Here is a 26211-nt window from a genome sequence, read left to right on the forward strand (position 1 = left end):
CGGCTTTTTCATTTCGTACTGGCAACCCGTCGTTGCGCAGCGCTGGGCACCCTGTTGCCCGATAAAAGCGTACGGCAGCGGCGGCAGGCCTTTGGAGCGCTCTTTTCATGGCTACACCTTACCGTCACACCCTGCTCGCCTTGAGCATCACCCTCGCCGCTGCGGCGGCTCACGCCCAGGACACGACCCTGGACACCGTCACCGTGGTCGGCCAGGAGGCCACCGACTACCAGGCCAAAAAAGCCGCCGTGGCCGGCTTCGACAACGCGCCGTTGCTGGACACCCCGGCGTCCGTCTCGGTGATCACCGAAGGCCGCTTGAAAGACCAGCAGGCGCGCCTGCTCAGCGAGGTCTTGAAGAATGACGCCTCGGTCGGCGACAGCTATGCCCCCGTCGGCTACTACGAGAATTTCGTGATACGCGGCTTTGCCCTGAACCCGGCCAGCAGCTACAAGATCAACGGTCGCACCATCACCGGCGAGCAAAACGTGGCGCTGGAGAACAAGCAGCAGGTGGAAGTGCTCAAGGGCCTGGCCGGCTTGCAGAGTGGCGTCTCGGAGCCCGGCGGCCTGGTCAACTACGTGAGCAAACGCCCGGAGAATGTGCGCTCGGTCACCGTGTCCACCAACGAACAGGGCGAGCGCTACCTGGTCACCGATATCGGCGGTTGGCTTGGCACCGAACAGCAGGTGGGCGTGCGCATCAACCTGGCCCATGAGGATATTCGCTCCTACGTCGACCACGCCGACGGCAAGCGCGATTTCGCCTCCCTGGCGCTGGACTGGAACATCAGCCCCAACGCCTTGCTGCAACTCAACGCCGAGTACCAGAACCGCGAGCAGCGCTCGGTGCCGGGCTATCAATTGCTCGGGGGGACCGAGGTGCCGCACCATGTCTCGCCCAAGGATCTGCTGGCGTACCAGAGCTGGTCGAACCCGGTGGGTATCCAGTCGCTGAACCTCGACGGGCTGTTCGAGTACCGCTTCAACGACGCGTGGAAAGCCAGCTTCAGCGCATCCCGCAGCCGCGTGGTGATCGACGACTACAGCACCTTCGCCTGGGGCTGCTACGGCGCCGCCAGTTGCGCAGGCACCGCGGTGCCCAACCACTTCAGCGCCGAGGGCGACTACGACATCTCCGACTACCGCAGTCCCGATGACACGCGTAGCAATGAGGAAGCCCAGGCCGCGCTCAACGGCCAGTTTGACACCGGCTTTCTCAAGCATGACCTGACCGTTGGCACCAGCGCATTCCGCCGCCTGGTGGACCGGCGCCAATCGGTCAACGAGTACATCGGCGAAGGCAATATCTATCAGCCGTCACCGGTGCTGGAACCCTACGACGGCCCGCTGGGCCACACCTACCGGCGCCTCGACAGCCGCCAGTACGGCCTGTTCGCCAGCGACCGCATCAGCTTCAACGAGCAATGGCAAACCATCCTCGGCGGGCGCCAGGTGCGTCTCGACGAAGAGACCTACAACCAGGCCGGCGCCACCACCCGCCATACCCAGCGCAGCGTGTTCCTGCCCCAGGCGGCGTTGATCTACAAGCCGCGCCCGGACACGTCGTTGTACGCCAGCTACAGCAAGGGCCTGTCCCTGGGTGGCGAGGCGGCGTGGTTCAGCAACAACGCCGATGAGGTGTTGCCACCCACCACCTCGCGCCAGCTGGAAGTCGGGATCAAGCGTGACTTCCAGCGCCTGAGCCTGACGGCCGCGTTATTCCAGATCAGCCAGGACCTGCAATACAACCGCCCCAACGAAGACGGCACGATCACCTTTGTGCAGCAAGGCAAGCAGAAGAACGTCGGCATCGAACTGTCCGCCAACGGCCGCGTGACCTCCGACCTGCAAGTGTCGGCCAGCGTCGCGGCGATTCGCGCCCAGGTCAGCGGCAGCGGCACCGATGACTATGACGGCCACCAGGCGATCAACGTGCCCAAACTGCGCGCCAGCCTGCACGGCGACTACAGCATCCCCGGCGTACCCGGCCTGGCCCTGCTCGGCGGGGTGCAATACAGCGCGAGTAAATACGCCAACCGCGAGGCCACGGTGAAGGTCGACGACTATGCGGTGTTCGATGTGGGCGGCCGCTACACCACCAAGGTCGGCGATTACGCTACTGTGCTGCGCCTGACCGTCGACAACCTGTTCGACAAACGCTACTGGCGGGATGTGGGTGAATCCGCAGGCGACGGCTACCTGTTCCTGGGCGCGCCACGTACTGCGCGGCTGTCCGCCACCGTCAATTTCTGAGGCTGAGTGTTTATGCGTAATCTGATGTTTGCCAGTGTGTGCCTGCTCTCCACCGCCCTCGTCGGCTGCCAGCAGCAACCGCCCGCCAACGACCAACTGGACGCAGTGCTGTGGACCCAGACCTCCATCGAGCACGAGCTGATTTACCGCCAAATCTTCGCCAGCGCCACCCGTCAGCTGGACGTCGCCCTGGCCGACCCGACCTGGGACGCCCTGCCCTTGCCACCCCGCAACCTCAGCGGGCTGCCGCCGGCGGTGGTGGTCGATATCGACGAAACCGTACTCGATAACGTGCCGCTCAACGCCCGGGACATTCTCAGCAACCAGGTCTACTCCTACGACCGCTGGAACACCTGGGTCGACCAGGCCAAGGCGCAGGCCCTGCCAGGCGCCGTCGAGTTCCTGCAGGCGGCGGATAAAAAAGGCGTCAGCGTCTACTACATCACCAACCGCGAACACAGCCAGGTCCAGGCCACGGTCAACAACCTGCGCCTGCGCGGCTTTCCGGTGGCGCGTAACGAACAGGTGCTGGCTGCCAGCACGCCCACCGGCCATTGCGAGCAGGCCGGCTACGGCAAGAACTGCCGGCGTCAATGGGTGGCCAGCCATGCCCGGGTGCTGATGCTGGCGGGCGATTCCTTCGGTGACTTCATGCAAGCCGAACACAACACCCTGGCGGACCAACGCAAGGCCGCCGCGCCGTACCTGGCCTGGCTTGGCCAACGCTGGTTCCTGTTGCCCAACCCCACCTACGGCAACTGGTACAGCGCGCCCTATGGCGACCAGGAAAAACTGCCCTTCGAACGCAAGCGCCAGCTCAAGCAACAGGCGCTGCATCTGGAAAACTAGTTCCGAGAGAACCCTATGTCGCCACTCGAAATCGTCGCCGTGTTCTTCAACATCGCCGGGGTCTGGCTCACCGCACAGCGGGTGCGCTGGTGCTGGCCGGTCAGCGTCGTCGCGGTGTTGTTGTATGCCTGGATCTTCTTCGATGTGAAGCTGTATTCGGACATGCTGCTGCAACTGGTATTTGCCGTACTGCAAGGTTATGGCTGGTGGCGCTGGAGCACCGGGCGCATTGACGCGGGCAAGGTGCGTGTAGAGCGCCTGCCGCCTCAGGAGGCGTGGCGACACCTGTTGGCGGGGCTGGTCGGCGCCGTGGCCCTGGGCGCCGTGATGCATCACTTCACCGACGCCGCCCTGCCCTGGCTCGACTCGCTGCTCACCGCCTTCAGCCTGGTGGCCAGCCTGTGGGCGGCGCGCAAATACGTGGTCAGTTGGTGGCTGTGGATCGTGCTGGACGCGGCCTATGTGGGCCTGTTCCTGTACAAGGACCTGCATCTGACCGCCGCGCTCTACGCCGGTTTTGTGCTGCTGGCGGCCTATGGTCTGCGGGCCTGGCAGCGTGACCTCCGCCAACAGGAAAGGTAGAGTCTGCCCACGTCATGCCTGCACACGGAACCCCAGGATGCCTTTCGACCCCATTTCGCCCCATTACCAGCGCATCCGCGAACAGATTGCCAATGACATCAGCGCAGGCAGCCCCCAGGCCGACGAGAAGTTCCCCTCCGAACGGGACATGATCGAACGCTTCGGCTGCACCCGCGTAACCCTGCGCCAGGCCTTGCAGCAACTGGAGGCCGAGGGCCTGGTGTACCGCGAAAACCGCCGGGGCTGGTTCGTCAGCCCCCAGCGTATCCGCTACGACCCGACGCGCATCAGCGGCTTTATGGATTACGTCAGTGCCCAGGGCCGCACGCCCCGCACCGAATGCCTGCACGCCGAACTGCGCCCGGCCGGCGCCTGGCTGGCCAGGCGCATGGGCCTGGCCTCGGCGGACGAGCCGGTGTTTTTCCTGCAACGCCGCCGCTGGATCGACCGCCGCCCGGTGCTGCTGGAATTCAACGCATTGCTTGCCAGCTGGTGCCCCGGCCTGTTGGACGCCGACCTGAATACATCCCTGACGCAACTGCTGCGCGAGCGTTTTGCGCGGGTGCAATCGCGGTGTGAACTGCAGATGCACATCGGCACGGTCAATGAAGAACAGGCCGAGCTGTTGCAATTGTCACCCGGGGCCACCAGCGTCTACCTGGAACGCCTGAACTTCGGCGAGGACAACCAACCGGTAGAATTCGACCAGGAATTCTGGCGCCCGGATGCCCTGTCGATCGTGATGGAGACACGCTACCCCGGCACGCCTTGAGCCTCCGACTCAGTGCCGCAGCAACTTGCGCAGCGGCACGCCGTCCTTGAGCACCGGCGACTTGATGACGATGTAGCTGAAGTACTTGGAGATGCCGATGTTCTTGTCCAGCAGGCTCTCGACCACTTCCTGGTAGTGCTGGATGCTGCGGGTCATGAAGCGCACCAGGTAGTCGTAGCCACCACTGATCAGATGGCATTCGAGCACTTCGTCGACCAGGCGGATGTTCGATTCGAACTTGGCGAAGTCTTCGCGCTTGTGGTCGCTGAGGGTGATCTCGGTAAACACCGTGACCGAGTCGGTGATCTTGGCCAGGTTCAAGTGCGCCTTGTAGCTGGAAATATACCCGGCCGACTCCAGCCGCTTGACCCGCTGCAAACACGGGCTGGCAGACAAGCCCACGGCGTCGGCGAGGCTGACATTGGTCATCCGGCCGTCCTTTTGCAGTTCAACCAGAATACTGATGTCGATCCGGTCCAGCTTCACTTGCCCTTCCATTGCCTACCTCTTGACTGCCGTTTGTAAGACAATCTTCTAGCAAAATCAGCGCCGTAAAGACAGCTGATGCTGCGCCACCAGGTCCGCCATGCTGTTGATGCAATAATCCGCGGCGCACGGCGAAGGCTGCCGGGCCCGGTGGCGGCCGATCAAACAGCGGTCCAGCGCGCCCTCTGCGTCGACGGATGGACCTGTCACATGCAGCACCGGTTGCACCTCTTCGGCTTGCGCGCTGAGCCATTGCGGGTCATCGGCCAGGGAAATGAAATCTTCCGGTGCAATGCCCAGGCGTTCGCACAACACGCTGCGATCCTCGGCGTCGCGGTCGCCACGCACCAGCAAGCGGTAAAACTTGCGCAAGTAGAGCATAGCTCCCGGTGCGTCCTCGAACAGTGACCAGTTGCCCGCAGAACGGGCGAAGCTCATGCCCTCCTCCCAACTGGCGTGCAGCCCCCAGCTTTCGGCCAGTTGGCGATGGGCGAAGCACAACACGCCACTGAAGCCCAGCTCCGCGAAACGCGGGTACAGCGCCGCGACCACCTGGTTGTACTCAGCCAGTACCTGCTCCCTGTGCGGCTGCCCGCCACGGCTCTCGAGCAGCGGTTGCAACGCCGCCCAGACCCCCGAGTCACGGTCCACCAGCACTTCATCGCAGTCGATCAGCAACGCTCGATAATCTGTCAGTCCCATGTGGGGTCAAGCCTCCAATGATGCGGTTCAGCCTGAACAGGCTCAGGCTCAGTTCAAGACCCGTGCCAAGGCGGCGTCGAGAATCTGTACGGCTTCGTCGACCTGGGCCTCGGTGGCCACCAACGGTGCGAGAAAGCGCAGCACGTTACGGTGCACGCCACACTTGATCACCAGCAGCCCCCCGGCACGGGCGGCGTCGATCACGCGCTGGTTGAGGTCGGCATCCGGGCTGCGGGCCGGGTCAGCCTTGATCAACTCCATCGCCAGCATAAAGCCGGTGCCGCGCACATCGCCAATGCGTGGGTAGCGTGCCTGCAAACCGAGCAGGCCCTGGCGCAGGCGTTCGCCCAGCACTTGGCTGCGCGCGAGCAATTGCTCTTGTTCGAAGGCGTCGATCACCGCCAGCGCTGCCGCACACGCCAAGGCGTTGCCGCCATAGGTGCCGCCGAGGCCGCCGGGCAGCGGTGCGTCCATGATGTGCGCCTTGCCGACCACCCCGGACAGCGGCAGGCCACCGGCCAGGCTCTTGGCCACGGTGACCAGGTCGGGCTGGATACCGGCGTGCTGGAAACCGAACCAAGTGCCGGTGCGGCCGAAGCCGGTCTGGATCTCGTCGAGGATCAACACAATGCCGTGCTTGTCGGCCAACGCGCGCAGGGCCTGGAGAAACTCCGGCGGCGCGGTGAGGAAACCGCCGTCGCCCTGCACCGGTTCGATGATGATCGCCGCCACCCGCTCCGGCGCCACCTGGGTCGCCAGCAGTTCATCGAGGGCGTTCAGCGCTACGTCGCTGGTCACGCCGCGATAGGCATTCGGGTAAGGGGTGTGGAACACCTCCGGGGCGAACGGCCCGAAGTTCTGTTTGTAGGGCTGGCTCATGCCGGTGAGCGTGGTGCCGAGCAAGGTACGGCCATGGAAGCCGCCCCGAAACGCGATCACTGCCGAGCGATTGGTATGGGCGCGGGCGATTTTCACCGCATTTTCCACTGCCTCGGCGCCGGAGGTGAAAAACGCCGCTTTGTAAGCCTCCTGCCCGCCGACCATTTCACACAGGCGCTGCGCCAGATCGAGGTAAGGCTGGTAGGCCACCACCTGGAAACAGGCATGGGACACCTTCTGCAACTGGGCCTGCACCGCAGCCACCACCTTGGGGTGGTTGTGGCCGATGTTGAGCACGCCGATGCCGCCGACGAAGTCCAGGTAACGCTTGCCATCCACGTCCCACAACTCGGCGCCCTGGGCCCGGTCGATCACCAGCGGGTGCGCGGTCACCAGGCCACGGGGCACGAATTGATCGCGCTGACGGAGCAAATGAGGGGTTTCGTCGACTTTGCTGTTCATGGCATTTCCCATCGTGAGTCCGGCAACCGGAAGGCGGTTGCGATGCTGTTCAGATTACGGCGTGCCCGCAACGAACTACGCCGAACTTGGCCCGTGAGAAATTCGGATCAACTGTTTTGCCCCTGCCTTTCAACAGATCCTGCGCCGGCCTTGGGGGATGATGATCGCTACCTAAACCCTGCAGGAAATGCCCATGGCCTTGCTCTATAAAGCTGACCCGGTGCGCGGCCAACACTGGCAGGCGCTGTTTGCCGAACACGCGCCGGATATCGAGTGGCGCGCCTGGCCGGATATCGGCAACCCCGAGGAAGTCGAGTACCTGGCCGCCTGGCAGGCGCCGGATGATCTGCAGCAAGTGCTGCCCAACCTGAAAGTGTTGTTTGCCTTGTCGGCAGGTGTAGATCAGTTGGACCTGTCCCGCTTGCCGCCCGAACTGCCGGTGGTACGCCTGCTCGACCCGGGCATCACCCGTGGCATGTGCGAATACGCCAGTTGGGCGGTGCTCAGCCTGCACCGGGATATGCTGCGCTACCGTCAGCAGCAGGCCGCACGCTGCTGGCAGGCGCACCTGTTGCAGCCGGCGGCGAACCGCCGCGTCGGCGTGATGGGCCTGGGCGCCCAGGCCCAGCAGATTTTGGCAACCTTGGCACCGCTTGGGTTTGCCTTATCGGGCTGGGCCCGTAGTGTTCATGCGATTGCCGGTGTGGACTGTTATGCGAGCGAGGCGCAGTTGCCGGCGTTTCTGAATCAGTGCGACATTCTGCTGTGTGTGCTGCCGTTGACCGAGCAGACCCAGGGCATTCTCGACCGCCAGCTGTTTGCGCAACTGCCACGGGGCGCAGCGCTGATCAACATGGGCCGTGGCGCGCACCTGGTGGAAGAGGACTTGCTGGAAGCACTCGACAGCGGCCAACTGAGCGCTGCAGTGCTGGATGTGCTGCAGGAGGAACCGGCACCGGCGGACCATCCATTCTGGGACCACCCGCAGGTTGTGCTGACACCGCATATTGCCGCCATGACCCAGCCGGCGAGTGCGTTTGGGGTGTTGTTGGAGAATATTCGGCGATTTGAACGGGCAGAACCAATGGTAGGTGAAGTGGACCGCCACAAAGGCTACTGATGCATGCAAATCAAAATGTGGGAGGGGGCTTGCCCCCGATAGCGGTGCATCAGCTACAAAATCTGTTGCTGACCCAGAGCTATCGGGGGCAAGCCCCCTCCTACATTTTTAACCGTGTTCGCGTTAGAGATGGAGCCTTTCGGTAATTGCCCAGCCGACATCCTGGGTTGAACCTTGCCCGCCCAGATCCGGGGTAATCGGCCCTTCTGCAATCACCGCCTCAATCGCCTGCAAAATCCCATCATGGGCCGCCCGATACCGCGAATCCCCATTGCCAAGAAACTCCAGCATCAACGCCCCCGACCAGATCATCGCAATCGGGTTGGCGATATTCTGCCCATAAATATCCGGCGCCGAGCCATGCACCGGTTCGAACAACGAGGGAAAGCGCCGCTCGGGATCGAGGTTGGCCGACGGCGCAATGCCAATCGTCCCGGCACACGCCGGCCCCAGGTCGGAGAGGATATCGCCGAACAGGTTCGACGCCACCACCACGTCGAACCGATCCGGTTGCAACACAAACCGCGCACACAGGATGTCGATATGCTGCTTGTCCCAGCTCACCTCGGGATAGTTGGCCGCCATCAAGGCGGTGCGCTCATCCCAGTACGGCATGCTGATGGAGATCCCGTTGGACTTGGTCGCCGCCGTGAGCTTTTTGCGCGGGCGGGTCTGGGCCAGGTCGAAGGCGAACTTGAGGATGCGATCAACCCCGCGTCGGGTGAACACCGACTCCTGCAGCACGAACTCATGCTCGGTGCCCTCGAACATCTTGCCGCCCACCGATGAATATTCGCCCTCGGTGTTTTCGCGGATCACCACAAAGTCGATATCCCCCGGTTCACGCCCGGCCAGCGGGCACGGCACGCCGGGGAACAGACGCACCGGGCGGATATTCACGTACTGGTCGAAGTCGCGCCGGAACTTGAGCAACGAGCCCCACAGGGAGATATGGTCCGGCACCTTGTCCGGCCAGCCCACCGCGCCGAAGTAAATCGCGTCGAAGCCCTTGAGCTGCTCGAACCAGTCGTCGGGCATCATCTGCCCGTGTTCCAGGTAGTAATCGCAGTGGGCCCAGTCGAGCACCTCGATGCTCAGGTTCAAGTCCCAGATCCTGGCGGCCTGTTCCAGTACCCGCAGCCCTTCGGGCAGCACTTCCTTGCCAATGCCATCGCCGGCAATCGCGGCGATTCTAAATGCCTTGCTCATCGATGCTGCCTCGCTAGTTCAACCCGCCAATGTGGAAAGCTTTGACTTCAAGGTACTCATCCAGCCCGTACTTGCTGCCTTCGCGGCCCAGGCCCGACTGCTTGATACCGCCAAACGGCGCGACTTCCATCGAGATGATCCCGGTGTTGAGGCCCACCATGCCGAACTCCAGGGCCTCGCCAAAGCGCCACGAACGCTGTAGGTCCTGGGTGAAATAGTAGGCGCCCAGGCCATAAGGCGTGGCATTCGCCAAGGCCAGTGCCTCGGCCTCGTCGGTAAAGCGCATCAGCGGTGCCACCGGGCCGAAGGTTTCTTCGTTGGCCAGCAGCATGTCGGCGTGGCAGTCGCCGAGTACCGTGGGTTGCACAAACTGGCTGTCGCCCGTGGGGATCGCGCCGCACAACAGCCTGGCACCCTGGTTCAGGGCATCGTCGATGTGCCGCGCCACCTTGTTGACCGCCGCCAGGTTGATCAGCGGGCCGATGCTCACGCCCTCCTCCAGGCCATTGCCGACCCTGAGCTTGCCCACCTCCTCCACCAGGCGCGCGGCGAAACGTTCGTAGATACCGGCCTGCACCAAGATGCGGTTGGCACATACGCAGGTCTGCCCGGCATTGCGAAACTTGCTCAGCATCACCCCGGCCACTGCCTGTTCCAGGTCGGCATCGTCAAACACGATAAACGGCGCATTGCCGCCCAGTTCCAGGCTCAAGCGCTTGATGTGTTCGGCGCTCTGGCGCATCAACAAGCGACCGACGGCGGTGGAGCCGGTGAAGGAAATCTTGCGCACCACCGGGCTGCGGGTGAGTGCTTCGCCAATCCCGGCGGGTAAGCCGGTGATCACGTTGAACACCCCGGCTGGAATGCCGACGCGCTCGGCCAGCACCGCCAGGGCCAGGGCCGACAGTGGCGTGAGGTCCGACGGCTTGACGATGATCGGGCAGCCGGCGGCCAGGGCCGGCGCGCATTTGCGCGTGATCATGGCGTTGGGGAAATTCCACGGGGTAATCGCGGCGCACACGCCCACGGGCTGCTTGAGGGTCAACAGGCGTCGGTCGCCGCTGGGCGCCGGCATGGTTTCGCCGTAGACCCGGCGCGCTTCCTCGGCGAACCATTTGACGAAACCGGCGCCGTAGCGGATCTCGCCCTTGGCTTCATTGAGCGGCTTGCCCTGTTCCCAGGTCATGATCAGCGCCAGGTCGTCGAGGTTGTCGAGCATCGCCTGGAACCAGCGCTCCAGCAGCGCCGCACGTTCCGCTGCCGGGCGCGCGCGCCAGGCCGGCCAGGCACGTTCGGCGGCGGCGATGGCGCGGTGGGTGTCCAGCGCGTCCATGGCCGGCACACGTGCCAGCAGTTGGCCGGTGGCGGGGTCGTGGATGGCCAGGGTGGCGCCGCTGTCGGCAGCGGTCCACTGGCCATCGACGTAGGCGAGTTCAGCCAGGAGGCTGGGGTTTTGCAAGCGAGTAGTGAGCATGGTCGAGTCCTGATCCGAGACATGCTCCAGTCTAGGCAGGCACCACGGACGAGGATGCCGAAAGCACGGTTACAGCAGCGTGCCGTGCTGAAATTCAGCCCAGGACGGCAGGCTCTGCTAGGCCGTCAGCGAACCGCGCAAACCCTGTAGAAAGCGCTCGCCCGCGTCCATCTGGCTGATCTCGATAAACTCGTCGGGCTTGTGCGCCTGCTCGATGGAACCCGGCCCGCAGACCACCACCGGTACGTCCAGGCGCTGCTTGAACAGGCCGCCCTCGGTGCCGAACGAAACCTTGGCGGTACCGGTATCCGGCGCGGCGAATCTCTTGAGAAAGCGCACCGCCTCGACGCTGGGGTGGGTGTCGAGGCCGGGGTAGACATTCACGGTTTCAATCTCGATGGCCGCCACACTGGAGAGTTTTTGTGCCTCGCGCACGATCACTTCGGCGCGTTCGCGCATCTGCTCGAGGAACTGGTCCAGGTCGTCGGCCGGCAGGTTGCGCACCTCGAAATCCAGGGTGCACAGGTTGGGCACGATATTCAGTGCCTTGCCGCCGCCGATCTGCCCGACATGCACGGTGCTGTACGGCACGTCGTAGTCGTGGTCCTGGGCGCCGTGTTGCTGCAACTGCTGCTGGCTTTCACGCAGCGCGGCGATAAAGTCGCAGGCCACGTGGATGGCGTTGACCGAACGCGGCGCCAGCGACGAATGCGCCTCCTGGCCACGACAATAGGTGCGATAGGAGCCCTTGCCCTTGTGGCCGAGCACGAATTGCATGTTGGTCGGTTCGCCGATCACGCACAAAAACGGTCGCACCGGCGCCAGGTGCAGCACGTCGAGCAAGCGCCGCACGCCCACGCAGCCGATCTCCTCGTCATGGGACAAGGCCAATTGCAGCGGGCGGCTCAACCTGTGCTCGGCGGCGTCCAGCAGCGCGTCGATAGCCAGGGCGATAAAACCTTTCATGTCACAGCTGCCGCGCCCGTAGATGCGCCCGTCCTGCACCGTGGCGGCAAACGCCGGAAAGGTCCACGCCTGCCCCGCCGCCGGCACTACGTCGGTGTGCCCGGACAGCAACACGCCGGGCTGGTCCTTGGGCCCGGTGCTGGCGAACAGGTTGGCCTTCTTGCCGCTTGCATCCTTGACGATCAGCGACTCGATGCCCTTGGTCAGCAGCAGGTCGCGCACGTACTCGATCAAGGCCATGTTTGACTCGGACGATACCGTGTCGAACGCCATCAGTTTTTTCAGAATTTCCAGTACACGGGGTTTCATGAGGCCTGGCTCCGTTGCTCGGCAGGAAGGGCAAAACGGCTGATAGAAAACGCCGCGATCGGCGTGCTGGTGGCGCCAGTGCTAAGCAGTTCGGCCATCACATCACCGACACCCGGGCCCAGCTGGAATCCATGGCCGCAGAAACCGAAGGCGTAGAACAGGCCATCGACGCTGCCGCTGGGGCCCATGACCGGCAGCGAGTCCGGCAGGTAGCCCTCGATGCCGCTCCACACGCGGATGATATTCAGGTTACCCACGCCCGGCAGCAGGCGGCGCATTTGGCTGAGCTGGTTGAGGATGCTCCGCGGCTCCACGTAGGCGCGGCGGTTGAGCATGTCGGGTTTGCTGCGATAACCGCCGCCAATGACGATATTGCCGCGGGGGATCTGGCGAAAGTAGATCACTTCCTCGGGGATCTTGGTGTACACGCCGATCACGGTCGGCAGCGCGTAGGGCACGGGCTCGGTCACCGCCATTTGCGGGCCATGGGTGTCCAGCGGCACCGGTTCGCCGAATTGCGCCGAGAGTTTCTGGCCCCAGGCGCCGGCGGTAATCAGCAATTGCGCGGCCTGGAACTGGCGGCCGTCGGTGGTAGTGACGTGGAAATCGGCGCCTATTTTTTGCACCTCGGCGACTTCGGTGCGCTCTTCAATCCGTGCGCCCAGGCGAATGGCCGCGCGGGCAAAAGCCGGTGCCGCCAGGCGTGGGTTGGCGTGACCGTCGTGGGGGGCGTAGGAGCCGCCTTTCACGTCCGGGCCGAGGAAACCAAAGCGCCGGTGCAACTCGGCGCCGCGATAGATTTTGAGGTCCAGTTGCTCGGCTTCCGGTGCGGCGGCGTAAGCCTCCAGCTCGGCGATTTCATCCTCGCGATAACACACGCGCATGTGGCCGCTGGGGATAAATTCGAGGTCATCGTCGATCAGTTCCGGCAGGCGTTTCCACAGCGCCCAGGAGCGGTTGGCCAGGGCCAATTGGCCGAGGAAGCGCCCTTGCCGGCGCACATTGCCGAAGTTCACACCACTGGCATATTGGCCAATCTGGTCGCGCTCCAGCAGGATCACCGACTGCCCGCGCCGGCGCAGGAAAAACGCCGTCGCCGCGCCCATCAGGCCACCGCCGACAATCACCACATCTGCTTTTTGCACGCTCATGGCGTGACCTCCTCGGTGAGCATCGACAACGGTTTGACCGGCGCCTGGCCGCGCTGGCGGCCGACTTCCTGGACCTGCACGCCGGCGGCGGCGGCAATCACTTCAGCCCCCGCCTGGGAGCAGTAACGCCCCTGGCAGCGGCCCATGCCGACCCGGCTGAAGGCCTTGGCACGGTTGACTTCACAGGCGCCCTTTTCGTTCACGGTACGGCGCAATTCACCCGCACTGATCATCTCGCAGCGGCACACGATGGCACTGTCTGGTAACGCCCCGGCTTGCGCGCTGGGCCAAGGGAACGCCTGGGCCAGGCCAAGGCGGAATTGATCCATCACCGCCAGCGCCTGCTGCTGTTGGTCACGCACGGCGTTGTCCACCGGCAGCTGTTGATCTTCGAGCAACGCCAACGCTACCAGGCGCCCGGCGTGCTCGGCGGCATCCGCGCCGCGAATCTTCGAGCCGTCACCGGCTGCGTACACCCCCTTTACCGAGGTGCGCCCGGCGGCGTCAGTCGCCAGCCACCATTGGCTGGAAGCATGATCAAAGGCCATGGCGCAGCCGGCCAGGTCGCCCAGCTGGGTTTCCGGGCGCAGGTGGTAACCCAGCGCGACGGCATCGGCCTGCACCGTCAGCTCCTGCCCGTTACCTGCGGTGAAGCGCACGCCGCCGACGCCATTGAGCGCATCGCCCAGCACTTGCAGCGGCTTGATCCCCAGGTGCACCGCCACTTTGGCGCGATACAGCTGGGCCAATAATTTGAGCCCGGTGAACAACACCCCCGGACGCGCCAGCAGCTTGGGCAAGGCCTTGATCCGCAGGCTCATTGGCGACGTATCCAGCACCGCCGCCACCTCGGCACCGGCCTTGATGTACTGGCTGGCGACCAGGTACAGCAACGGCCCGCTGCCCATGAACACCACGCGATGCCCGATCGACACGGCCTGGTTTTTCAGTGCGATCTGCGCCCCGCCCAGGCTGTAGGTGCCCGCCAGCTGCCAGCCCTCGATGGGCATCAAACGGTCAGTGGCGCCGGTGCAGAGGATCAGCGCGTCGTAGTCCACCGTGCTGTGACGGCCTTGGCTCACGCAGCACAACTGCCCTGGCGTGAGGTTCCACACCAGGGTGTCGGGGCGGTAGTCGATGGCGCTGCGCAGGCGGTCGAAGCTGTCGTGCAGGGCTTGGGCCTTGGCGGCTTCCGTGCCGTATAGCGTGGTGTAGTCGCGGGTAAAGCCTTGAGGCTGGCGACGGTAGATCTGCCCGCCGTCGCGGCGGTTTTCATCGATCAGGATCGGCTTGATACCGGCGGCCAGCAGGGTTTCGGCGCAACGCACCCCGGCCGGCCCGGCACCGACAATGACTACCCGTGCAATGGCCATGTTGCCTCCGGTTGTGTGGTGACAATTTCCAGCCCGTCACGGACTTCATTGGAACAGGCACGCAGGCGCTCTCCCGTGCGTGTCCATACCCAACAGTCCTGGCACGCGCCCATCAGGCAAAAACCGGCGCGGCGCCCGCTGTCGAATTCGGATTGGCGCAAGGCGTTGCCCTGGGTCAGCAGCGCGACCATCAAGGTATCGCCCTGCAGCGCTTGGATGGGTGTGCCATCCACGGTCAGGCTGACCGTCGGCCGGCCCTGTTCGGCCAGCCGCACAAAACGCCCCTTCATGCATACGCTCCCAAGGTTATGCTGGTAATGCCCTGCTGCATGTTCAGCAACTGGGCCGTATCGTGGTGGCAGAGAACTTCACTGCCGTTGTCGAGGGTGCGGCGGTTCGGCGCGGTGCGGTTGCACAGGCCGTCGACCCGCACCGGGCAGCGGTTGAGGAACGTACACAGTTCCGGCACGTTGGCCCGCGCGCCAATGGGCGGCAGCTCGCCGCAGGTGGCGCCGCAGTTTTCCAGCCAGCCCTGGCGCAGTTCGGGCACCGAGTGGATCAACAAGTCGGTGTAGGGGTGGAACGGCGCTTCGGCAAACGACTGCCGGCTGCCGGCCTGCACCTTATGACCGCTGTACATCACCACGATGTCATCGCACAACGCACGCACGGTGGAGATGTCGTGGCTGATAAACAGGTAGGACACGCCCAGTTGCTGGCGCAGGTCGCGCAGCAGCTCGAGGATCGCCGCACCGACCACGGTGTCGAGGGCCGAGGTGACTTCATCGCACAGAATCAGATCGGGCTTGGCCGCCAACGCCCGGGCCAGGTTGACCCGCTGTTTCTGCCCGCCAGACAGCTCATTCGGGCGCCGTTCGGCGAGGTTGCGTGGCAGGCGCACGAGGTCGAGCAATTCGCCGATACGCGCCTGCAACGCCTGGCCCTTGAGGCCGAAATACATCTTCAGCGGGCGGCTGATGATAGTTGCCACACTGTGCATCGGGTTGAGCGCGGTGTCGGCGTTCTGGAACACCATCTGGATCCGCCGAAATTGCTCCGGCGTGCGCTCGGACAGGCTGCCGCCAAGGGGTTGCCCATCAAAGGTCAAGCCCCCGAGGGCCGGCGTGAGCAGCCCCGCGACCACCCGCGCCAGGGTGGATTTGCCTGAACCGGACTCGCCGATCACACCGATGGCCTGGCCACGGCGCACGGTGAGGTCGATGTCTTCGAGCACGCGGATCGCCGGCATGCCTTGCAGGTTCTTGTTGCCGTAGCCGGCGGTAAGGCCGCTGATGGTCAGCAACGGTACGTCTTCGGCGATACCGCAGGGTGGGCGAATGGTGGTGTCGGGGCGCGCGGCTGCCAACAGGCTGCGCGTGTATTCATGGGCCGGGGCCTTCAGCAACGGCGCCGTGGCGCTCTGCTCGAGGATCTGCCCGCCATTGAGCACCACAATCTGGTCGGCCATCTGCGCCACCACCGCCAGGTCGTGGGACACATACACCGCCGTGGCGCCACGCTCACGCACCACGCGCTTGAAGGCTCGCAGCACGTCAATCTGGGTGGTCACGTCCAGTGCCGTGGTCGGTTCGTCGAGTACCACCAGCAACGGGTCGCTGATCAGCGCCATCGCCGCCATCACCCGTTGCAACTGCCCACCGGACACCTGGTGCGGGTAGCGTTGGCCAATGCGCTCGGGGTCGGGCAAGGCCAGGTCGCGGAACAGGCCGATGGCCTTGGCCTGCAGGTCGGCGCGGGTGCCCAGGCCGTGGATCAACGCGCCTTCCACCACTTGGTCGATGAGCTTCTTGGCCGGGTTAAACGCGGCTGCCGCGCTCTGCGCGATATAGGACACGCGATTGCCGCGCAGGCCTTGCAGCTGGCGTTCGCTCAAGGCCAGCATGTCATGCTCGCCCACCTGCACCACCCCGCCGGATAACCGGCAGCCACGCCGCGCATAGCCGAGCAACGCCAGGGCGATGGTGGTCTTGCCCGAACCGGACTCACCAATCAGCGCCAACACCTGGCCTTTCTCCAGGGCAAAGCTCACACCTTTGACGATTTCCACCTCGCCGCGCTCGCCACAGGCGACCACGCGCAAGTCTTCGACACGAATCAATTCGGTCATTTCAATGGCCCCCGGTGCGTCGACTGCGTCGGGATGACAGCCGGTCAATAAACAGATTCACGCCAATGGTCAGGGTGCCGATGGCCAGCGCCGGCAGCACGATGGCCGGTGCGCCCTGGCCAAGGCCGCCGATATTTTCCCGCACCAGCGAGCCGAGGTCGGCATCCGGCGGCTGTACGCCGAGGCCGAGGAAGCTCATGCCGCTGAGCAGCAACACGATAAAACCAAAGCGCAAGCCCAGGTCGGTCAGCACCGGGTTGAGCATGTTCGGCAGGATCTCCACACAGGCGATATACAGCCGACGCTCGCCACGGGTGCGGGCCACCTGCACGTATTCGAGGGCTTCGATATTCACCGCCATGCTGCGCGCGATGCGAAACGCGCCGGGGCTGAAGCTGAGCACGGCGGTGCAAATCAGCAGCGTCACCGAGGAGCCAAACGCCGAAACCATGATCAGCGCGAGCATTTTGCTCGGGATCGAAATAAATGCGTCCATCAGGCGGCTGATGATTTCGTCCAGCCACTTGGGCGAGACCACCGAGAGCAACGCGCACCCGGTGCCCAGGCCGCTGGCCAGGATCGCCGCCACCAGCGCCAGGCCGACCGTAAAGCGCGCGCCCACCAGGACCCGGCTGAGCATGTCACGGCCCAGGTAATCGGTGCCGAACGGGTACGTGGCGCTGATGTTGTCGAAGATGTTGTCGGACACCACTTCGCCCACCGGGTGCGGCGCCAGCCACGGGCCGAACAGCGCCACCAGCAACCAGGCCACACACACCACGGCGCCCAGCAGCCCGAGCCAGGACGGCGCGCTGGAGACTTTGCCCGCCGACAGGTCGGGGGCTACGGGCTTGGACTTGAGCATGAGATTGTTCATTGGTTTCTCAGCCTCGGGTTAGACAGGATCGCGCACAGGTCGGCGAGCAGCACCAGGCCCAGGTAAGCCGCGCAGAACAGCATGGTGCAGGCCTGCACCAGCGCCATGTCACGGTTGGTCACCGCATCGACCATCAAGCTGGCAATGCCGGGGTAGTTGAAGATCGTCTCGACGATCACCACCCCGCCGAGCAAGTACGACAGGCTCAGGGCGATAGCATTGGCAATCGGCCCGATGGCATTGGGCAACGCGTGTTGCAGCACGATCCGCACCGGGCCCACGCCCTTGAGCCGGGCCATTTCCACGTAGGCGCTGTCGAGTTGGTCGATCACGGCGGCGCGGGTCATGCGCGCCATTTGCGCGACGATCACACAGCACAGGGTCATCACCGGCAACGCGTAGGTGCGCATGAATTGCCACGGTGAGCTGATATCACTGGCGTAAGACAGCGCCGACAACCAACCGAGGTTGACGGCAAAAATCAGCACTGCCAGGGTCGCCACCAGAAATTCCGGCACCGCGACCATCGCCAGGGTGCAAAAGCTCAGGAAACTGTCGATGCGCCCGCCCCGGCCCATTGCCGAGCCGATGCCCAGCACCAGCGCCACCGGCACCGAGACCAGCGCCGTGGTGGCCGCCAGCATCAAGGTGTTGGGCACGCGCCCGGCCATCAGCTCACCCACCGGCATGGCGTTGGACACCGACACGCCCATGTCGCCGCTGAGCAGGCTCATCAACCAGTGCAGGTAACGCAACACACCGGGCTGGTCCAACCCCAGTTTCAGGCGCAGCGCCGCCACCTGTTCCGGGGTGGCGAACTGGCCAAGGGATTGTTGCGCCGCGTCCCCCGGCAGTACCGCCGTGATCGCAAACACGACCATGGACACGATCAACAAGGTCACGACCCCCGCGCCAAGGCGCCGGCCGATCAACCACAGTGTATTGCTATTCATCGCCCTGCCCTCGCTGTGTTCACGCGTCCAGCCAGACTTGCTCGGCAAACATGTAGCCCATGAAACCGCCCAGCGGGTTGCTGTCATAGCCCTTGATACGCTGGTCCACGCCGTCGATGTTGCTGATGAACACCGGGATGCCGATGCCGGCGTGGTCATGCACCAAGGTCTGCATGTCGGCGTACATCTTGCCGCGCTTGGCGTCGTCGGTTTCGCCGCGTGCCAGCATCAGCAACTGGTCGAACTGATCGTTCTGCCAGCCGGACTCGTTCCACGGTGCCTTAGACTGGAAGAACTGCGAGAACATCACGTCCGCATTCGGCCGCGGATTGATGTTGCCGAAGCTCAACGGGTGCTTCATCCAGTGGTTGGACCAGTAGCCGTCGCTGGGCAGGCGGTTCACGTCCAGCTTGAGCCCGGCCTGTTTCGCCGATTGCTGCAACAGCACGGCAATGTCCACCGAACCGGTCGCGGCAGGCGAGGCCATCACGGGCATGGTGATGCTTTCCATGCCGGCTTTCTTGAGCAGGAACTTGGCCTTTTCCGGGTCGTAGACCGTCTGCGGCAGGTCGGTGTTGAAGTAACGCGAGCCAGGCGCAATCGGATGGTCGTTACCGACCACCGCAAACCCACGGAACACTGCGGACTTGACCTGCTCACGGTCCAGCAGCAGCTTCATGGCCTGGGTAAATTCCGGGCTTTTACCGGGCATCTGGTCCTGGCGGATGATCAAGTCAGTGTAGTTGCCCGACGGCGCATCGACGACGCGGTGCTTGGCACTGGCCTTGATACGCGTGGTGGAACGCGGGTTGACCTCGTTGATCATGTGCACGTCGCCGGACAGCAACGCGTTGACCCGCGATGGCTCGTCGCCGATGGCAATGAACTCGATCTCGTCGAGGTACGGCAGGCCCGGCTTCCAGTAGTTCTTGTTGCGCACGGCAATCGAGCGCACGCCAGGCTTGAACTCGCCAACGGTGAACGGCCCGGTGCCGACGCCTTGATTGAAGTCGGTGGTGCCCTCGGGAACGATCAACAGGTGCGACACGGCGAGGATCGACGGCAATTCGGCGTTGGGCGCGCTGAGGCGGATTTGTACTTCGTTCGGCCCGCTGGCCTTGATCTCGCTGAACTGCTCCATCAGCGGCATGACCTTGGAACCGGTGAGCGGGTCTTTGTGGCGGCTCAGGGAGAACACCACGTCGGCGGCGGTGAGGCTCTTGCCGTTGTGGAAGGTCACGTCCTTGCGCAGGGTGATGGTCCACAGGGTGGCGTCCGTGTTGTCGATACGCTCGGCCAGTTCCAGTTGCGGCACCAGGTGCTTATCGAAGCGGGTCAAGCCGTTGTAGAACATGAAGTGGCGCACGTAGTCGGTGGATAGCGCGCCCTTGGCCGGGTCGAGGGTGTCGGCGGTGGAACTGGACATGCCAGCCACGCGGATCTTGCCGCCCGGTTTGCCTTTGCCGTCAGTCGCAGCCTCATCGGCGAACAACTTGCCGGCGGCGCCGAACAGGCTGCCCGCCCCGGCAGCCGCGACACCGGCCACGCCGAGCATCTGCAGGGCGTTGCGGCGCGACATGCCACGGTTGAGGCCTTCGAAGATGCGCAGGCTGTCTTGGCCGGAGATGAAGTCCGGGGTGTTTTTGTTGTCAGTCATAGCAAGGCTACCTGTCGATAATCGGAAGAATCGAGTGCTCACGGATGTCCGGAGCGTCCTGGAAACACAAACGACGGTGACGCAACAACGGCAACTCAGTGCAAATAGTCTTGGAAGCGGTACCAGGCGCCCACGAACGGCAGGAACCAGGGTTTGCCGAAATGCCCGGGGATCGCCGGCCACTCGAGTTCGCGCCACGGGTTGGCCGCCGTGTTGCCGGCCATCACCTCGGCCATCACCTGGCCCATGTGCACCGACATCTGCACACCATGGCCGCTGTAGCCCATGGAGTGGAACACCCCGCCATGCTGGCCGGCGCGGGGCAGGCGGTCGGACGTCATGTCCACCAGGCCGCCCCAGCAGTAGTCGATCTTCACGTGCGCCAACTGCGGGAACATATTGAGCATGGCGGCCTGCAACACCTTGCCGCTCTTGGCGTCGGAAACGCTGTCAGACATGGCGAACCGCGCACGCCCGCCAAACAGCAGGCGGTTGTCCGGGGTCAGGCGAAAATAGTTGCCGATCATGCGGCTGGTCACATAAGCCCGATGCTTGGGCAGCAACTGATCGATCAGCGTTTGGGGCAAGACTTCGGTGGCGATCACAAAGCTGCCCACCGGCACGATCCGCCGGCGGTACCAGCCCAGGTCGCCATGCTGGCAAGCGCCGGTGGCCAGCAACACTTGCCCGGCGTGCAGCGAACCCTTGGCGGTGTTGACCTGGTAACCCCCGGCTTGGGCCTTCCAGTCCTTGACCGGGGTATGCTCATAAATCATCGCGCCGCGCCGCGCCGCCGCTTCGGCCAAACCCACACCGAAGCGACCCACGTGCATCTGCACGCCGTTGCGTTGCAGCAAGCCGCCATGGAACTGCGCCGACTTCACTTCCGCTCGGGCCTGCACGGCGCTGAGCAGTTCGACATCGGCATCCACCTCCTTGCGGATCAGCTCAAAGGTGCGGGCCAGGCCTTCGTAGTGCAGCGGCTTGGCCGCCAACTTGAGCTTGCCATTGCGCACCAGATCGCAGGCGATGCCTTCCTGCTCAACCAGCGACACCACCGTCTGCACCGCGCTTTCATAGGCCTGGTAATAGGCACGCGCCTTGGCCGCGCCCAGGCTGGCGTGCAGCCCGGCATAGTCCTGGGCCACCCCGGTGTTGCACTGCCCACCGTTGCGCCCCGAGGCCTCGCCGATCACCCGCCCGGCGTCCAGCACCACCACGCTGGCGCCCTTGAGCGCCAACGCCCGCGCCGCCGCCAGGCCGGTGAAACCACCACCGACCACGGCCACATCGACCTGGCTGGGCAGGCCGCCCAGTTGGGCGCCGGTAAACGCCGGTGCGGTGTCGAGCCAATAGGATTCGCTGCCCATATCTTGCCCCTTGTGTGCGTTACAGACCGACCAGTGCCGGCAACCCACCGATATCGGTGATCTGCTGGTAGCCGTAGAACGCGTTGCCTGGCACTTCATGGCCACGGGCAACAAACGCCTTGTTCTTGATCTTCATGTCATGCGCCGGCATCAGGTCATAACGGAAGCTGGACGACACATGCAAGATGTCTTCCGGGCCGCAACCGAGGTTGTCGAGCATGAACTCAAAGGCGGCCAGGCGCGGCTTGTAGGCCTGCGCCTGTTCAGCGGTGAAGACCTTATGGAACGGTGCGCCGAGCTTGTCGACGTTGGACATGATCTGACTGTCGCTGGCATTGGAGAAGATCACCAGGGGAATCTTGTCGGCAATCTTCGACAGGCCGGCCGGCACGTCCGCATGCGGGCCCCAGGTCGGCACAGCGTCGTAATACAGCTGGCCTTCCTCGCGATAGTCGATACCCCAGCGCTTGCAGGTACGGGCCAGGGCGGTCTTGAGGATTTCGTCATACGGGCGCCAATCGCCCATGACCTGGTCGAGGCGGTAGGCCGAGAAGTCCTTGACGAACTGGTCCATCTCTTCGGGCTTGATGCGATCGGCGAAGATCTCGCGGGTCATGGTGCCCATATGGAAGTTGGTCAGCGTACCGTAGCAGTCGAACGTAATGAATTTGGGACGAAGAAAGCTCATGGAGTGCGGTCCTGAAGTTCGTTGAGTGTGACAAGCGTTCACTGCCCTGGCGGCGCGTCGGCCTCGTTGCAGCACAGGTTCATTACACCACTGTGAAATCAGCATATGCCGTCTAAAACGACCTGTGCTCAATACAAACCACCGTTTTGGTGGCTGGACGCAGCAGAGTTTGCGGTGCGCGCCAGGCTTGGGCAGGGCCTGTGTTTGTGCGCTTTTAGGGGGCTTTTGGCGGCGGGGAGGCTTAAGGACGGGGGTGGGGGCGGCAGAAAGTGTGGGAGAGGCGGTGCGACGATTCGGGTCGCACCGCCCTCCCACACTTTAATTGGATTCAAGCATGAAATACCGGTCGGCATTTACTGCCGCCGCCCCACAGAAATTAAGTACGACCTGTGGCCCCGCAACCCACAGCCCAAGGAATCTACCGAATATCCACAGCCCCCTTGCCAGCCTTTTATGCAGGTGGGATACAGGCATCCTCACCGCGCAAAAAACAATGTTCTATGGAGGCTCGCCATGTCCGCCCTGCCACACCCTGCTTATATCTACCGCCCCATGACCGTGGCCGACCTCCCGGCTGCCCACGCCTTGTCCGTGCAACTCAAATGGCCTCACCGCCTGGATGACTGGGCCATGCTGCAACGGGTCAGCGACGGTTTCGTGGTAATGGATGGCGAGCGGCTGATCGGCAGCGCTTTCACCTGCCCCCAGGGCGACTACGCCACCATCGGCCTGGTGATCGTCAGCGATGAGTACCAGGGCCAGGGCATCGGCCGCCGCTTGATGGAAAAGGCCCTCGCCGCGTGCGATTCGCGCACGCCGTTGCTGAATGCCACCCTCGCCGGCGCACCGCTGTATGCCAGCCAAGGGTTCGTAGAATTCGGGCGGGTGCAACAACATCAGGGCCAGGCGCAGGTGCCTGCGCTGCCGGAACTTGCCAGCGGTGAAACCTGCCGTGCACTCACTGCCGATGACCACAGCACCCTGCTCGCCCTTGCCAAGGCCGCCAGCGGCCTGGACCGCCGCGAGGTGATGCGTGACCTGCAGGTAGAACATGCCGTGGGCATCGAGCGCGATGGCCGCCTGCGTGGTTTCGCCCTGCTGCGCCCCTTTGGCCGTGGCCGCTGCATCGGCCCGGTGGTGGCCGAGAATATCAACCAGGCCAAGCACCTGATCGCGGTGTTACTCGCACAGGTGCCGGATGCCTTTGTCCGTATCGATATCCCCGTGGCCTGCGGTCTCAGCGACTGGCTCGAACAGGCCGGGTTGAAGAACATCGACACCGTCGCGCAGATGGCCTTGGGCACCCCACCCGAAGCCAGCCAAGGTGTCCACCCGTTTGCATTGATCACCCAAGCGATCAGCTGACTTTCGTCCCGGAGCTCTCCCCATGTCATCTCCCAAAACACTGCTGTTGGCACGTGCCGACGGCAGCCGCGTGGCCACGTCTTTCAACAACGCCGCCTTGAGCCCTTTGGACCCGTTCGGCGACAGCCGCCACCTTGCCTGGCTGGGCGACGACGGCGTATCTGCAGGTGTGGTGCGGTTCAACGGCATGGCCGTGATCGAAGATTTCCCCCACAGTGAAACCCTGGTGGTGCACGCCGGCCACGTGGTGCTCAGCAGCGCAGAACACAGCCTGGAACTCGGCGTCGGTGCCAGCGCCGTGATCGGCCGTGGCACCCGCCTCACCGTGCAGGCCAGTACCGACAGTGAGTGGGCATTCTGCGCCCTTGACCTGCCCGACGCCCCCGCCCGCCCTGGCCTGACCTTCCTCGACCCATACACCCTGCTCAACCCCTCGGCGGCGCCGGAGCCTGCGATCCTGATCGGGCCCACGCCACAGTGCCGCGCGCTGAACCTGTTCGATGACCCCAGCACCGAACTGCGCATCGGCATCTGGGACTCGACGCCCTACGCTCGCCACGGCCGTGCGCACAAACTGCATGAACTGATGCACCTGCTGGAAGGCAGCGTCACGCTGCAAGACGACGCGGGTCACGCCGTTACCGTCAACCCCGGCGACAGCGTATTTGTGGCCAAGGGCGCACCCTGCGCCTGGACCAGCACCGTGTATGTACGCAAGGTGTATGCGGTGAAGTGAATCACGGCGTCGCTGTCATGACGATCCGCACGCCGGCCTGGCGGATTCAGCAGATTATCCCTTGCAGCGTTGAATAACGGCATCTTTGGGCGCAAGCCTTTTGCTAGCTTAGCCAGACACAGGGCCGTGCTCTTCGCAGCACTTACTACCGCTCCAGGGAGCCAGTTGGATGACCACACACACCGCGAACAGCTACAGCATCGATCCGCACACGGCTCAGCAGTTTTACCTCGACGGCCGCTGGGTATCGCCGACGGTTCCGGACCGCTTGCCGGTGGTCAATCCGGCCACTGAACAGGTGGTTGCCGAGGTCGCACGCGGCTCTGCTGCAGACGTTGATCGCGCCGTCGCGGCGGCACGTGCGGCGTTTGCGGGCTGGTCCTCTACGCCGCCCGAGTCGCGCGCACGGGTGCTTGGGAACATCTACACGCTGATCCTTGAGCGCAAGGAGCAGCTGGCGCAGGCGATCTCCCTGGAAATGGGCGCGGCCATCAGTTTTGCGCGGGCCATGCAGGTGCCGCTGGCGGCGGAGCACGTGCGGGTCGCGCGTGACCTGCTGTCCAGCTATCGCTTCCAGACGGTAGAGGGCGGCACCGCGATTGAACGCGAACCCATCGGCGTGTGCGGTCTGATCACGCCGTGGAACTGGCCGCTGTATCAAATCACCGCCAAAGTCGCCCCGGCCATCGCCGCCGGCTGCACCGTGGTGCTGAAGCCCAGCGAACTGTCGCCGCTGAGCGCCCTGCTGTTTGCGCAGGTGGTGCATGACGCAGGCCTGCCACCCGGGGTATTCAACCTGGTGAACGGCAGCGGTGCCGAGGTCGGCGCAGCCATGGCGGCGCATGTGGATATCGACATGATTTCAATCACCGGCTCCAACCGCGCTGGCGCCCTGGTGGCGCAGGCGGCGGCCCCGACGGTCAAGCGGGTCACCCAGGAGCTGGGGGGCAAGTCGCCGAATGTGCTGCTGCCCGACGCTGACTTCGCCAAAGCCGTGCCGTTGGGGGTGATGTCGGCGTTTCGCAACGTCGGCCAATCGTGCAGCGCACCGACACGCATGATCGTGCCGAGAAACCGCCTGGCTGAAGTCGAAGCGCTGGCGGCAGAAACCGCCAATGCACTCATCGTCGCCGACCCACGATCGGAAGCGACGCAACTGGGCCCGATTGCCAACGAAGCGCAGTTCAACCGCGTGCAAACCCTGATCCAGGCAGGCCTCGACGAGGGCGCCAGGCTGGTATGCGGCGGGCCGGGACGGGTGGCGGGGTTTGACCAGGGCTTCTATACCCGCCCCACGGTTTTCTCCGATGTGAACAGCAGCATGCGCATTGCCCAAGAAGAAATATTCGGCCCGGTGCTGTGCATCATTGCCTATGACACCATTGATGAAGCCGTTGCCATTGCCAACGACACGGTCTACGGGCTGGGCGCCCATGTTCAGGCACAGGACCTGACACTGGCACGCGCCGTGGCATCGCGCATTCGCGCCGGGCAAGTGCACTTGAACTACCCCGCCTGGAACCCAATGGCCCCCTTTGGCGGCTACAAACGCTCGGGGAATGGCCGCGAATACGGTGTACAGGGCTTCGAGGAGTACCTGGAAACCAAGGCCATTGTCGGCTTCGGTGAGTGATACAAGGGGCTGACACCCACCTATGTGGCGAGCGGGCTTGTGCAGGGGCAGGCTTGTGTAAAGGGCGGGCTTGTGTAGAAGACGGGCTTGTGTGGCGAGCGGGCTTGCCCGCGTTGGGTTGCGAAGCAACCCTAAAACCTGCACCTCGATCAATCCTGACACGCTGCGGTTGAGCTCATTGGGGCTGCTGCGCAGCCCAACGCGGGCAAGCCCGC

General features: G+C 64.1%; 23 protein-coding genes. 8 read left to right on the forward strand and 15 right to left on the reverse strand.

What is annotated here, in order from left to right; translation table 11 throughout:
* Nucleotides 1-107 precede the first annotated feature (107 nt).
* Genes CXQ82_RS20325 through CXQ82_RS20340 form a run of 4 tightly spaced genes read left to right on the forward strand, consistent with a single transcriptional unit; the run spans nucleotide 108 to nucleotide 4458 of the window.
* A complete protein-coding gene (locus CXQ82_RS20325; RefSeq protein ID WP_101272003.1) occupies nucleotides 108-2255 on the forward strand; it encodes a TonB-dependent siderophore receptor in 2148 nt (715 codons plus the stop codon).
* A gap of 12 nt (nucleotides 2256-2267) precedes the next feature.
* Nucleotides 2268-3104 (forward strand): 5'-nucleotidase, lipoprotein e(P4) family, encoded by an 837-nt coding sequence (locus CXQ82_RS20330; protein WP_101272004.1) that lies wholly within the window; start codon nucleotides 2268-2270, stop codon nucleotides 3102-3104.
* A gap of 15 nt (nucleotides 3105-3119) precedes the next feature.
* The gene (pnuC, locus tag CXQ82_RS20335; RefSeq protein ID WP_101272005.1) at nucleotides 3120-3686 is read left to right on the forward strand and encodes a nicotinamide riboside transporter PnuC; all 567 of its coding nucleotides are present in this window, start codon (nucleotides 3120-3122) and stop codon (nucleotides 3684-3686) included.
* Between the two features lie 37 nt (nucleotides 3687-3723).
* Nucleotides 3724-4458: a UTRA domain-containing protein gene (locus CXQ82_RS20340; protein ID WP_101272006.1), complete on the forward strand. Its 735-nt coding sequence runs from the start codon at nucleotides 3724-3726 to the stop codon at nucleotides 4456-4458.
* A gap of 9 nt (nucleotides 4459-4467) precedes the next feature.
* Here the strand turns inward: CXQ82_RS20340 and CXQ82_RS20345 are convergent, their stop codons facing one another.
* Genes CXQ82_RS20345 through gabT form a run of 3 tightly spaced genes read right to left on the reverse strand, consistent with a single transcriptional unit; the run spans nucleotide 4468 to nucleotide 6987 of the window.
* Nucleotides 4468-4956, reverse strand: coding sequence for an Lrp/AsnC family transcriptional regulator (locus CXQ82_RS20345; RefSeq protein ID WP_010449292.1), 489 nt, complete (start codon nucleotides 4954-4956; stop codon nucleotides 4468-4470).
* A gap of 45 nt (nucleotides 4957-5001) precedes the next feature.
* Nucleotides 5002-5646 (reverse strand): HAD family hydrolase, encoded by a 645-nt coding sequence (locus CXQ82_RS20350; protein WP_101272007.1) that lies wholly within the window; start codon nucleotides 5644-5646, stop codon nucleotides 5002-5004.
* Nucleotides 5647-5694: 48 nt separating this feature from the next.
* On the reverse strand, nucleotides 5695-6987 hold the full coding sequence (gene gabT / locus CXQ82_RS20355; RefSeq protein ID WP_101272008.1) for a 4-aminobutyrate--2-oxoglutarate transaminase: 1293 nt from the start codon (nucleotides 6985-6987) through the stop codon (nucleotides 5695-5697).
* Nucleotides 6988-7180: 193 nt separating this feature from the next.
* Between gabT and CXQ82_RS20360 the strand changes: the two genes are divergently transcribed.
* The gene (locus tag CXQ82_RS20360; protein ID WP_101272009.1) at nucleotides 7181-8107 is read left to right on the forward strand and encodes a glyoxylate/hydroxypyruvate reductase A; all 927 of its coding nucleotides are present in this window, start codon (nucleotides 7181-7183) and stop codon (nucleotides 8105-8107) included.
* Between the two features lie 123 nt (nucleotides 8108-8230).
* Here CXQ82_RS20360 and CXQ82_RS20365 read toward each other — a convergent pair whose 3' ends face one another.
* From CXQ82_RS20365 to CXQ82_RS20420, 12 genes are all read right to left on the reverse strand, one after another.
* Nucleotides 8231-9316, reverse strand: coding sequence for a tartrate dehydrogenase (locus tag CXQ82_RS20365; protein ID WP_101272010.1), 1086 nt, complete (start codon nucleotides 9314-9316; stop codon nucleotides 8231-8233).
* 13 nt (nucleotides 9317-9329) lie between these two features.
* A complete protein-coding gene (locus CXQ82_RS20370) occupies nucleotides 9330-10790 on the reverse strand; it encodes an NAD-dependent succinate-semialdehyde dehydrogenase (RefSeq protein WP_101272011.1) in 1461 nt (486 codons plus the stop codon).
* A gap of 117 nt (nucleotides 10791-10907) precedes the next feature.
* Nucleotides 10908-12065: an acetylornithine deacetylase gene (gene argE, locus CXQ82_RS20375; RefSeq protein WP_101272012.1), complete on the reverse strand. Its 1158-nt coding sequence runs from the start codon at nucleotides 12063-12065 to the stop codon at nucleotides 10908-10910.
* A complete protein-coding gene (locus CXQ82_RS20380; RefSeq protein WP_101272013.1) occupies nucleotides 12062-13216 on the reverse strand; it encodes an FAD-binding oxidoreductase in 1155 nt (384 codons plus the stop codon). Before CXQ82_RS20380 ends, argE begins: the two co-directional genes overlap by 4 nt.
* On the reverse strand, nucleotides 13213-14589 hold the full coding sequence (locus CXQ82_RS20385) for an NAD(P)/FAD-dependent oxidoreductase (RefSeq protein WP_101272014.1): 1377 nt from the start codon (nucleotides 14587-14589) through the stop codon (nucleotides 13213-13215). The genes CXQ82_RS20380 and CXQ82_RS20385 overlap by 4 nt, the downstream gene beginning before the upstream one ends.
* Nucleotides 14571-14879: a (2Fe-2S)-binding protein gene (locus CXQ82_RS20390; protein WP_101272015.1), complete on the reverse strand. Its 309-nt coding sequence runs from the start codon at nucleotides 14877-14879 to the stop codon at nucleotides 14571-14573. The genes CXQ82_RS20385 and CXQ82_RS20390 overlap by 19 nt, the downstream gene beginning before the upstream one ends.
* A complete protein-coding gene (locus tag CXQ82_RS20395) occupies nucleotides 14876-16717 on the reverse strand; it encodes an ABC transporter ATP-binding protein (protein WP_101272016.1) in 1842 nt (613 codons plus the stop codon). Before CXQ82_RS20395 ends, CXQ82_RS20390 begins: the two co-directional genes overlap by 4 nt.
* A 1-nt stretch (nucleotide 16718) precedes the next feature.
* The gene (locus CXQ82_RS20400; RefSeq protein WP_101272017.1) at nucleotides 16719-17594 is read right to left on the reverse strand and encodes an ABC transporter permease; all 876 of its coding nucleotides are present in this window, start codon (nucleotides 17592-17594) and stop codon (nucleotides 16719-16721) included.
* Nucleotides 17591-18547, reverse strand: coding sequence for an ABC transporter permease (locus tag CXQ82_RS20405; protein WP_101272018.1), 957 nt, complete (start codon nucleotides 18545-18547; stop codon nucleotides 17591-17593). Before CXQ82_RS20405 ends, CXQ82_RS20400 begins: the two co-directional genes overlap by 4 nt.
* A gap of 19 nt (nucleotides 18548-18566) precedes the next feature.
* Entirely contained in the window at nucleotides 18567-20204 is a 1638-nt protein-coding gene (locus tag CXQ82_RS20410; protein WP_101272019.1) for an ABC transporter substrate-binding protein, read from the reverse strand.
* 95 nt (nucleotides 20205-20299) lie between these two features.
* Nucleotides 20300-21574, reverse strand: coding sequence for an FAD-binding oxidoreductase (locus tag CXQ82_RS20415; protein ID WP_101272020.1), 1275 nt, complete (start codon nucleotides 21572-21574; stop codon nucleotides 20300-20302).
* Between the two features lie 19 nt (nucleotides 21575-21593).
* Entirely contained in the window at nucleotides 21594-22262 is a 669-nt protein-coding gene (locus CXQ82_RS20420; protein WP_101272021.1) for a haloacid dehalogenase type II, read from the reverse strand.
* A 513-nt stretch (nucleotides 22263-22775) separates the two neighbouring features.
* On the opposite strand from CXQ82_RS20420, the gene CXQ82_RS20425 reads away from it, so the two are divergent.
* The 3 genes from CXQ82_RS20425 to CXQ82_RS20435 all read left to right on the forward strand — a co-directional run bounded on the left by CXQ82_RS20425 (nucleotide 22776) and on the right by CXQ82_RS20435 (nucleotide 25996).
* Nucleotides 22776-23627 (forward strand): GNAT family N-acetyltransferase, encoded by an 852-nt coding sequence (locus tag CXQ82_RS20425; protein ID WP_101272022.1) that lies wholly within the window; start codon nucleotides 22776-22778, stop codon nucleotides 23625-23627.
* Nucleotides 23628-23649: 22 nt separating this feature from the next.
* Nucleotides 23650-24363, forward strand: coding sequence for a cupin domain-containing protein (locus CXQ82_RS20430; protein ID WP_101272023.1), 714 nt, complete (start codon nucleotides 23650-23652; stop codon nucleotides 24361-24363).
* 169 nt (nucleotides 24364-24532) lie between these two features.
* Complete coding sequence (locus CXQ82_RS20435; RefSeq protein WP_101272024.1) at nucleotides 24533-25996, forward strand: aldehyde dehydrogenase family protein; 1464 nt, start codon at nucleotides 24533-24535, stop codon at nucleotides 25994-25996.
* The last annotated feature ends 215 nt before the right edge of the window (nucleotides 25997-26211 follow it).

The organism is Pseudomonas sp. S09G 359, assembly GCF_002843605.1.
Lineage (GTDB): Bacteria > Pseudomonadota > Gammaproteobacteria > Pseudomonadales > Pseudomonadaceae > Aquipseudomonas.

What these genes read in the sequence shown, in the direction of transcription:
- gabT (WP_101272008.1), bottom strand. Translation starts at nt 6,987, where the DNA reads ATGAACAGCAAAGTCGACGAAACCCCTCATTTGCTCCGTCAGCGCGAT.
- argE (WP_101272012.1), bottom strand. Translation starts at nt 12,065, where the DNA reads ATGAAACCCCGTGTACTGGAAATTCTGAAAAAACTGATGGCGTTCGAC.
- CXQ82_RS20350 (WP_101272007.1), bottom strand. Translation starts at nt 5,646, where the DNA reads ATGGGACTGACAGATTATCGAGCGTTGCTGATCGACTGCGATGAAGTG.
- CXQ82_RS20385 (WP_101272014.1), bottom strand. Translation starts at nt 14,589, where the DNA reads ATGGCCATTGCACGGGTAGTCATTGTCGGTGCCGGGCCGGCCGGGGTG.
- CXQ82_RS20435 (WP_101272024.1), top strand. Translation starts at nt 24,533, where the DNA reads ATGACCACACACACCGCGAACAGCTACAGCATCGATCCGCACACGGCT.
- CXQ82_RS20420 (WP_101272021.1), bottom strand. Translation starts at nt 22,262, where the DNA reads ATGAGCTTTCTTCGTCCCAAATTCATTACGTTCGACTGCTACGGTACG.
- CXQ82_RS20340 (WP_101272006.1), top strand. Translation starts at nt 3,724, where the DNA reads ATGCCTTTCGACCCCATTTCGCCCCATTACCAGCGCATCCGCGAACAG.
- CXQ82_RS20390 (WP_101272015.1), bottom strand. Translation starts at nt 14,879, where the DNA reads ATGAAGGGGCGTTTTGTGCGGCTGGCCGAACAGGGCCGGCCGACGGTC.
- CXQ82_RS20415 (WP_101272020.1), bottom strand. Translation starts at nt 21,574, where the DNA reads ATGGGCAGCGAATCCTATTGGCTCGACACCGCACCGGCGTTTACCGGC.
- CXQ82_RS20330 (WP_101272004.1), top strand. Translation starts at nt 2,268, where the DNA reads ATGCGTAATCTGATGTTTGCCAGTGTGTGCCTGCTCTCCACCGCCCTC.
- CXQ82_RS20405 (WP_101272018.1), bottom strand. Translation starts at nt 18,547, where the DNA reads ATGAATAGCAATACACTGTGGTTGATCGGCCGGCGCCTTGGCGCGGGG.
- CXQ82_RS20400 (WP_101272017.1), bottom strand. Translation starts at nt 17,594, where the DNA reads ATGAACAATCTCATGCTCAAGTCCAAGCCCGTAGCCCCCGACCTGTCG.
- CXQ82_RS20380 (WP_101272013.1), bottom strand. Translation starts at nt 13,216, where the DNA reads ATGAGCGTGCAAAAAGCAGATGTGGTGATTGTCGGCGGTGGCCTGATG.
- CXQ82_RS20365 (WP_101272010.1), bottom strand. Translation starts at nt 9,316, where the DNA reads ATGAGCAAGGCATTTAGAATCGCCGCGATTGCCGGCGATGGCATTGGC.
- CXQ82_RS20430 (WP_101272023.1), top strand. Translation starts at nt 23,650, where the DNA reads ATGTCATCTCCCAAAACACTGCTGTTGGCACGTGCCGACGGCAGCCGC.
- CXQ82_RS20360 (WP_101272009.1), top strand. Translation starts at nt 7,181, where the DNA reads ATGGCCTTGCTCTATAAAGCTGACCCGGTGCGCGGCCAACACTGGCAG.
- CXQ82_RS20370 (WP_101272011.1), bottom strand. Translation starts at nt 10,790, where the DNA reads ATGCTCACTACTCGCTTGCAAAACCCCAGCCTCCTGGCTGAACTCGCC.
- pnuC (WP_101272005.1), top strand. Translation starts at nt 3,120, where the DNA reads ATGTCGCCACTCGAAATCGTCGCCGTGTTCTTCAACATCGCCGGGGTC.
- CXQ82_RS20410 (WP_101272019.1), bottom strand. Translation starts at nt 20,204, where the DNA reads ATGACTGACAACAAAAACACCCCGGACTTCATCTCCGGCCAAGACAGC.
- CXQ82_RS20325 (WP_101272003.1), top strand. Translation starts at nt 108, where the DNA reads ATGGCTACACCTTACCGTCACACCCTGCTCGCCTTGAGCATCACCCTC.
- CXQ82_RS20395 (WP_101272016.1), bottom strand. Translation starts at nt 16,717, where the DNA reads ATGACCGAATTGATTCGTGTCGAAGACTTGCGCGTGGTCGCCTGTGGC.
- CXQ82_RS20345 (WP_010449292.1), bottom strand. Translation starts at nt 4,956, where the DNA reads ATGGAAGGGCAAGTGAAGCTGGACCGGATCGACATCAGTATTCTGGTT.
- CXQ82_RS20425 (WP_101272022.1), top strand. Translation starts at nt 22,776, where the DNA reads ATGTCCGCCCTGCCACACCCTGCTTATATCTACCGCCCCATGACCGTG.